This window comes from Microcoleus sp. B6-A1 (assembly GCF_036705085.1).
Classification (GTDB): domain Bacteria; phylum Cyanobacteriota; class Cyanobacteriia; order Cyanobacteriales; family Microcoleaceae; genus Microcoleus.
The window spans coordinates 1-9,196 of record NZ_JAUBTU010000151.1 but is presented as its reverse complement, the minus strand read 5'-3'; the positions used below and the strand labels follow the sequence as shown (position 1 = coordinate 9,196).

Here is a 9,196-nt window from a genome sequence, read left to right as displayed (position 1 = left end):
TATTATCTCCGATGATTCACTTTTACTTCCTCAATCCGCGTATGTGCCAGTTGGGGGTGCGGAATGTGGGTTAAAACATTAGGGACACAGGCAAATCCTGTGTCCCTAAAATTCGTTTTCTAGTAAGACTTCAGTTTTTTATTACAGATTTGGGTCAATCAAGATTTGCATTCCTTACTACAAAATGTCAATCAGAACTAAAGTCCTTACAAAATCCAAAATTCACAATTTGAAATTGCGGGGAGGGTAAAAATCTAAAATCTAAAATCTAAAATCTAAAATTGAGTGACTGTACTTGTGAAATAGTTTTCAGGAGGACAAATTTATGGTAGTTATATGCGGGGACAATCTCGATAATTTGCTAGCCGGTGAAATTGGCGATGATTCCCTGTGCGGGCTGGGAGGGAATGATACTCTATCTGGTTTGGATGGTAATGACACTTTAGATGGCGGAGTAGGAAATGATAGTCTCGCAGGTGGAATCGGTAGCGATCGCCTTTTGGGCTACTTTGGTAACGACAGTCTCAGCGGTGGCGAAGGCGATGACAAAATTGAAGGAGGTGCCGGGAATGATATTCTTGAGGGTGGCGAAGGCGCGGATTTAATCAGAGGAGAAGACAATAATGATAGTATCTTGGGAGGGGCTGGCAATGACTGTCTTAATGGCGGTCAAGGCAATGATACGGCGATCGGAGGAGATGGAGACGATCGCTTGTTTGGTGGCAGCAACAACGACTTGTTAATTGGTGGCAAAGGTAACGATCGCCTGTTGGGAGACAGTGGGAACGACACTTTAAGAGGTGACTTAGATAATGACTACCTTAACGGCAATGCAGGAGACGATTTGCTTGAGGGAAATGAAGGCAACGACACCCTGATTGGCGGGCCGGGTAATGACACATTATTGGGTTACGGCTTTTCCTCAACAGTAGCACAAATTGATTATTTGATCGGGCAAAATGGAGCCGACTTATTTGTTCTCGGTTCGTCAAATGCCCGCCCTTACCTATTCTATAGTGGTGACAATGCCTATGCCGTTATTGAGGATTTTAACCGGGTCGAAGGCGACAAAATCCAAGTCGTTGGCTTCGTACAAGATGGTGACGGTTCTCGCTTCTTCTCTTACCGATTTGAATCTTATGATGACGGTATGACACGGGGAACTCGGATATTTGTCGGATCGGATTTAATCGCCGACGTTAAAAATGTTACAGATGTGAGTCTATCAGATTGCACGATCGTTTCGACTGGGTTTATACCGCCATCGCGAGACTTTCCATCCTTCCCTTCTCTGCCGATAATTCCCTTTCCGATACCGCCGCGTCCCACTCCTTTCTCGCCAATACTGCCAGTTTTTGTGGAAAGTTTGCTTTCTTTTCAATTGTGATAGGACTTACGGATGGGGGCAATCACCGGTTTTTTTTACGGAAATACGCAGGTTGCAGCCTGCAGATTTTGTTAGTAAAGACTGAAGTCCTTACTACAAAACAAGATTCGGTTGGACTGTCGAACCGGCTCGGGCTACTCGATCGACCATGAGGGCGTTTGGGGCCAAAAGGTAAAGTTTTACGATCGAGATGAAATTTGGCCTCTCCCGGCAAACCGGTTTCCGGCTCGGACTGCTTTCTGTAGCTCAGTCCTACCCGCATAGTAGCTTGGGCGGATGTTGAGATTCCGAAAAAAGCCTTTTAAGTGTCCAAAAACCGATCGCCCGCGTGAAAATTGCACGGCAATTATGTTACATTTTTTATCACAGTCTGGAATTCGATCGGGCAACGCCAGCGAGTAGGGACAAGCCACCGCTTAGTTTCCCAGGGCTTGCAGGCGATCGCACAATAGAGTTCCTTTCGTCAGCTCCAAATTAAAAAAATAGCCTCAGGCATTTGCTAGTAAAAGCAAGCTGCTCGGCGCGGGGCGACAAAAAACCTTGTGGCTGCTGCCCTGAACCTCAACCACAGCAATATTCTTTTAGGAATTCTGGCTCCATGTTTTCTAAACAAATCACCGACTCAAAAACCTACCAGTGGTTTGAGGAACGCCTGGAAATTCAGGCGCTCGCCGATGACATCACTACAAAGTATGTACCCCCCCACGTCAATATTTTCTACTGCTTGGGCGGAATTACTTTAGTTTGCTTTCTGATCCAGTTTGCCACCGGCTTCGCCATGACTTTCTATTACCGTCCGACGGTAGCAGAAGCTTTTTCTTCAGTGCAATACCTGATGAATGAAGTCAACTTCGGCTGGCTGATCCGCTCCATCCACCGCTGGTCTGCCAGCATGATGGTACTGATGATGATTTTGCACACCTTCCGGGTTTACCTGACCGGCGGCTTCAAAAAGCCCCGCGAGTTAACCTGGGTGACAGGAGTAATCTTGGCAGTCATCACTGTTTCTTTCGGCGTGACCGGCTATTCGCTGCCTTGGGATCAAATTGGTTACTGGGCAGTTAAAATCGTTTCCGGCGTCCCCGAAGCTATCCCGTTTGTCGGCTCTTTGATGGTTGAACTGCTGCGCGGCGGTGTCAGCGTCGGTCAAGGCACTTTGACTCGCTACTACAGCTTGCACACTTTTGTGTTGCCTTGGCTGATTGTAGTGTTCATGCTGGCTCACTTCTTGATGATTCGCAAGCAAGGTATCTCTGGCCCGTTGTAAGTTTTGAGTTGTGGGGGCGGTATTTTTTTTGCCCCCCGCTGAATTTTGAGTTGAAAATTCATAATTCATCACTCATGATATTTATTTACGGCTAACACTTCCTGCGATCGCACCGCTGATGATTCAGACTAACGAATACAGCGGAATCCCAGGCCCGGGTAAAACTAAAAGGAGAACACTCTTACTATGTCTATTCTCAAAAAACCAGATTTGAGCGATCCCGCGCTCCGCGCTAAGCTCGCTAAGGGCATGGGTCACAACTATTACGGCGAACCAGCTTGGCCTAATGACTTGCTCTACGTTTTCCCTATAGTCATCATGGGAACGATTTCTTTGTGCGTGGGTTTGGCTGTACTAGACCCGGCTTTGGTTGGCGAACCTGCTAATCCTTTTGCTACTCCGCTGGAAATTCTGCCGGAATGGTATTTGTGGCCTGTGTTCCAACTCCTGCGCGTTTTGCCTAACAAATTGTTGGGTATTGCTTGCATGGCTGGTGTTCCCGTTGGCTTGATTTTGATTCCGTTCATCGAGAGCGTTAACAAGTTTCAAAATCCGTTCCGCCGCCCTGTTGCTACTACTGTTTTCCTCTTGGGAACTGCGTTCACTCTGTGGTTGGGTATTGGTGCTATTTTCCCGATCGACAAATCTTTCACACTGGGTCTTTTCTAAGATTTAAGTTTGCTTGATTTTGACGCCTGCGGGTTTCCTGTAAAGTGCTTTTGTACTGGTGGGAAACTTTAGCGGGCGTCAATTGATTTTAGATTTTAGATTTTAGATTTTAGATTTTAGATTTTAGATTTTGGATTGGTGATTTTGGATGTTAGATGTTAGATTTTAGATTTTAGATTTTTGATTTATCGCTTTAAAAGTTAATAATTATCAGTAATTAATTGTAGGCGCAACGGCTGGTATAAAAGTGCCGATGCTCGATCGACTCTACACCGCCCTAGAGTCAAACTCCATTAATTTTTATTGCGGAACCTTGACAAACAGAGCTAGAATATGTCAAAGGCTGGGTATCTTTTGTATAACTGCGGGAACTTCAGAGCTCTAGAATAACAGCAACTGCCCCAGGTGCAAGCTATGTCCTCAGAGAAACAGTTAATTCTTGATTTTGCCCAGCCAGACGCGATGAAATCGATTCTCCCGAGTCCCTCAATCCTGTCGAGTCACGGCACAAAATGGGAGGGAATTCACGTCGAATATCACCGTCAGCCAGCAGACGAAACTCCCGAACACTGTTTCCAACAACACAACATTGGGCTGATACTCAATTCAGTTACAGTAAACGGAATACTCAACGGGAAACACTACGGTAGCGAACCGTGGCAAAGAGGAGAAATTTTCATCGGTGGTGCTGGTACTGATTTCCAGTCAGGTGCAGTCGAAGATCCTGAATTTATAGCGATCGCGATCGACCCTACCGACTTCGACAAAACAGTTGGCGAATCGACCCATTCAAACCTCATTGAAATTATACCGCACTGGAAAATCAGCGATCCTTTGATTCTCGGCATTGGCTGGGCCCTCAAAACCGAACTCGAATCAGGTGGATTAAACGGTACTCTTTATGTCGATGCACTGAAAAACGCGCTTTCAATGCACATACTTCACCGCTATTGTGCACAAAAACCGCATAGGCGAGATTTTGAAGGCGGTCTCGATCCTGTCAAATTGCAGATTGTTATTAACTACATAAATGACTACCTAAACCGAGATTTGCACATAGCTGAACTGGCTAACTTAGTGCAGATTAGTCCTTATTATTTCAGTCGTTTGTTCAAACAATCAATTGGAGTCACGCCCCATCAATACGTCACCAAGTGCCGGATTGAAAAAGCCAAACAGTTGTTGAAAAGGCAAGATTTATCAATAACCTATATCTCGGAGCAAGTCGGGTTTCACGACCAAAGTCACTTTAGCAAGACTTTCTGCAAAATCGTCGGTTTGACTCCTAAGAAATATCGCGCTCAACTTTAACAGCGATTTGTCGTTGGGTGGGGGCAGGTTTATGAGATTGTCGGTTTTAGGCAATTATTGTCGGTGAGGGGAGCCCCTACAGGAATTATATCTATTTGACCGGACATGATATTAATCCTGTAGGGGCGGGTTCACCAATATCTCTAATAGAAACGAGAAAGCCTGTAAACCCTTCCTAAGCCTTTAATCGCGGTCGATCGACCCGACACGATCAGAATCTGGTTGGAAATGCAGAAAACCAGCTACAAAAACCGAGTCCGTAGCCCGTGTTACAATTTTTAATCAACAATCCGAGAAATTTCGCAAGAAAATTGTATTTTTCGTAAATTTTTTGCAAGAATTTACTATACAGCAGAGCTGGTACTTGTATATACTTACTCGCATAACATGAACCAGGGGTACCAGCTATGAGCTCTCAAAATCAACAGGCATCTTACGGTCAAATTCCCTTAAGTTTTATTGCAAATGCTGGACAAACTGACCCTCATGTGAAATTCCAGGTCAAAGGTGCCGGTCACAGTATCTATTTCACTCCAAACGAAATCACCTTTACCGCTTTCCAGCCACCTAATGAACCGGGAAACCAAGCCACAAATTCTGCAATTGTCCGCAGCAGCTTAGCCAACAGCAACCCGAATCCCACAATTTCAGGGCTGGAACAATTGCCGGGAGTTGCTAACTTTATTTTAGGCGAAGATTCCAGTCAATGGCACACAGACGTTCCTACTTTTAACGGTGTTGTTTATCAAAACGTCTATCAAGGAATTGACCGCGTTTTCAAAGGCACTGAAGGACAACTTAAAAGCGAGTTTTTGGTTGCACCTTTTGCCGATCCGAGTCAAATTAAGATGAACTATAGCGGTGTTAACGACATCCGCTTGCGTGACGATGGAGCACTGATATTAGAGACACCGCTGGGCGAATTAATTGATAACGCACCGATAGTTTATCAAGATATCAACGGACAGCGGGTGAATGTTCCCGCAGCTTACAATTTATTAGGAAACGGTCAAGTTAATTTTAGTTTGGGATATTTTGACCCCACTCAACCCCTAGTTATTGACCCGGTTTTAGCTTACTCGACTTACTTAGGCGGCAGCGGCGATGGCATAAGCGGCAACGGCAATGACTACGCCAACCGCATGACTGTAGATAGTACAGGTGCGGCTTACATTATTGGCACTACTTTTAACAATTTTACGACTACTCCCGGTGCGTACCAAACTACGCCAGCAGGTAACGCTGATTTCTTAGTTACCAAAATTAACCCCGAAGGAACTGCCTTAGTTTACTCTACTTATATCGGCGGTATTGGCAATGAATACGGTTTTGGGATTGCGGTAGACAGTCAAGGCAATGCTTATTTAACCGGACAAATCGATCCGGGTTATCCAATTACACCGGGTGCTTTTCAACCGACAACACCTAATTACACTGCTGGGGTAACAAAACTCAATGCAGCCGGCAATGCGTTAGTTTATTCTACCTTTTTAGGCACGAGCACCAGTGGCGCCCTAGGCAACGGCATTGCGGTAGACAGTAACGGTAATGCTTATGTTACCGGGATCACAGGCGATGGTTTCCCCACTGCCAATGCCTCCCAACCTCAAATTGGAGGCAACATTGATGCGTTTATTACTAAAGTTAATCCCGCAGGTAGTGCTTTAGTTTATTCTACTTATTTGGGGGGTTCTGGTCGCGAAGACGCTCAAGCCATTGCAATAGACAATAATGGTAATGCCTACATTACTGGCATTACTTCTTCGACTAACTTCCCGGCGGAATATTATGGAGGCAGTGAATTCCCCAATGCTACTTTTCAAAGTAAAATTGGAGGCGGTGCAGATGCCTTTGTCGCTAAATTTAACGCGAATGGTGCACGTGCTTATTCCACCTATTTAGGTGGTAGTGGCGATGAAAAAGGTGCTGATATCGCTGTAGATAGTGCTGGAAGTGCCTATGTTGTAGGAAGTACCACTTCAACTAATTTTCTTACCGCTAGTCCAATTCAAGCTGCTAGTGCAGGTGGTGCTAATGATGCTTTTGTCAGCAAGCTGAGTCCTAACGGTAGTTCTTTGATTTATTCAACTTATTTGGGCGGCAGCGGAGATGACAAAGGCCATCGCATTATTGTTGACAGTGCAAATAATGCTTATGTTACCGGGGATACGACTTCGACTAATTTCCCGACTAAGAATGCTATTCAAAGTGTTAGCGGCGGCGGGAAAGATGCTTTTGTCACAAAAATCAATGCGTCGGGTTCTGCCTTAGTTGATTCTACTTATCTTGGCGGCAGCGGCGACGACAACGGTAGTGGTATTGCGGTGGATGCTTCTGGTGCAGTTTATGTGGCGGGATCTACTACGTCTACTAATTTGCCTACTGCGAATCCTTTGCAAGCGGCGAATGGGGGAGGTGCTTCTGATGCTTTTATTACTAAAATAATTCCTGGCGGGCCGCAGGTAAAGATTGTTGAGTCGGGCGGCAGCACTAATGTAGCAGAAAGCGGGACGACTGATACTTATACAGTTGTGCTCACTAATCAGCCTACTGCAAATGTGGCGATCGCACTTAATACCGACACTCAAATTCAACCGATTGCTGGCATTAGTTTCACTCCAACTAACTGGTTTGTACCGCAAACAGTGACAGTCAGTGCAGTTGATGATGCAGTAGCAGAAACTTCGCCACACAGCGGCCCGATTACTCACACTGCTATCAGTACCGATGCTAATTATAACGGGACTACTGCAAGTTTTACAGTTAATGGCACTGCTGGCAATACCGTCAATGCTAATATTACTGATAATGACACCGCAGGCGTTAGTATTACTCCGACTAACACGACTGCGACGGAAGCCGGTGCAAACGGAAGTTATAGCGTTAAATTAAATACTCAACCGATCGCACCTGTTACGATTAACTTGGCTACAGGCAGTGAAATTCAACCAATTACCGCACTTACTTTTACCGCTACTAATTGGAATGTCGCTCAAACTGTTGCGGTGAAAGCAGTTGACGACAATTTAGTTGAAGGAAATCATGCAGGTGCGATCGCCCATACTGCCACCAGTACCGATACTAACTATAACAGCATCACAATTTCCCCTGTTAATGTCGCCATTACTGATAACGACACCGCAGGCGTTAGTATTACTCCGACTAACACGACTGCGACGGAAGGCGGTGCAACTGGAACTTATAGCGTTAAATTAAATACCCAACCCATCGCACCTGTTACGATTAACTTAGCTACAGGCAGTGAAATTCAACCAATTACCGCACTTACTTTTACCGCTACTAATTGGAATGTCGCTCAAACTGTTGCGGTGGCTGCTGTGGACGACAATGCAGTTGAAGGAAATCATGCAGGTGCGATCGCCCATACAGCTACCAGTACCGATACTAACTATAACAGCATCACAATTCCGGCTGTTAGCGTCGCCATTACCGACAACGACACTGCCGATTTCAGCATTGCACCTACGAACATAACTGCTACAGAAGGTGGCGCAAATGGCAGTTACAAAATCGAGCTAACTTCGCAACCGAAGGCACCGGTTACTATCAGTTTCAATACTGACAATCAACTTAATCCGATCGCCACACCTATTACTTTTGACAGCACTAACTGGAACGTTGCTCAAACTGTCACTGTTACTGCGATCGACGACAATCTAGCACAAGGAACCCACAGTGGCACGATTGCTCACACAGCTACGAGTACCGATGCAAATTATAATGCGAAAGTCATTCCCAATGTGACAGCATCGATTACAGATAACGATAGTCCCGGTATTTCTCTTGTCCAATCAGGAGGCGGGACAGCTATTGCTGAAGGCGGTGCAACGGATAGCTACGGCGTAATTCTGACTACCGCACCTACTGCAAACGTCACGATAAATTTTGACACTGGCAATCAAATTAATGCGATCGCACCTGTCACTTTCACCCCGAATAATTGGAATGTGGCGCAAAATGTCACTGTTACGGCGATCGATGACAGCATAGCGCAAGGAGCCCGCAGCGGCACGATCGCTCACACATCTGTCAGTACAGATACTAATTATAACAACCTGACGATTTCTCCTGTGACAGCCACGATTGCTGACAACGACACTACAGGTGTGAGTATTTCACAACAGAGCACAACTGCTACAGAAGGCGGTGCCACAGGCAGTTATACACTCAAGTTAAATTCGCAGCCAACTGCACCAGTTACTATCAGTTTTGATGGGGGAAATCAAATAAATGCGATGGGTGCAATTACCTTCGACGCTACCAACTGGAATGTTGCCAAACCAGTCACAGTAACAGCTACAGACGATGCGGCTGTGGAAGGAAATCATGCGGGGGCGATCGGGCATACTTTTACCAGTACCGATGTTAAATATAACAGCATCACAATTTCCCCTGTTAATGTCGCCATTACTGATAACGACACTGCCCCAACCCCAACCCCAACACCTCCACCTCCAACCCCAACACCTCCAACCCCAACACCTCCAACCCCAACACCTCCAACCCCAACACCTCCAACCCCAACACCTCCAACCCCAACA

5 protein-coding genes are annotated in these 9,196 nt (G+C 45.7%); all 5 read left to right on the top strand.

The genetic code is table 11. The features are described from left to right. Positions 1-325 precede the first annotated feature (325 nt). Positions 326-1,387, top strand: coding sequence for a calcium-binding protein (locus tag QUB11_RS30320; protein WP_333392500.1), 1,062 nt, complete (start codon positions 326-328; stop codon positions 1,385-1,387). Positions 1,388-1,985: 598 nt separating this feature from the next. Continuing rightward, a complete protein-coding gene (gene petB, locus QUB11_RS30315; protein WP_172190423.1) occupies positions 1,986-2,654 on the top strand; it encodes a cytochrome b6 in 669 nt (222 codons plus the stop codon). A 186-nt stretch (positions 2,655-2,840) separates the two neighbouring features. Then, entirely contained in the window at positions 2,841-3,323 is a 483-nt protein-coding gene (gene petD / locus QUB11_RS30310; protein ID WP_333392499.1) for a cytochrome b6-f complex subunit IV, read from the top strand. 414 nt (positions 3,324-3,737) lie between these two features. Beyond that, positions 3,738-4,634 (top strand): AraC family transcriptional regulator, encoded by an 897-nt coding sequence (locus tag QUB11_RS30305; RefSeq protein WP_333392497.1) that lies wholly within the window; start codon positions 3,738-3,740, stop codon positions 4,632-4,634. A gap of 407 nt (positions 4,635-5,041) precedes the next feature. Continuing rightward, the coding region (locus QUB11_RS30300) for a DUF7948 domain-containing protein (protein ID WP_333392495.1) at positions 5,042-9,196 on the top strand (4,155 nt) is incomplete at its 3' end.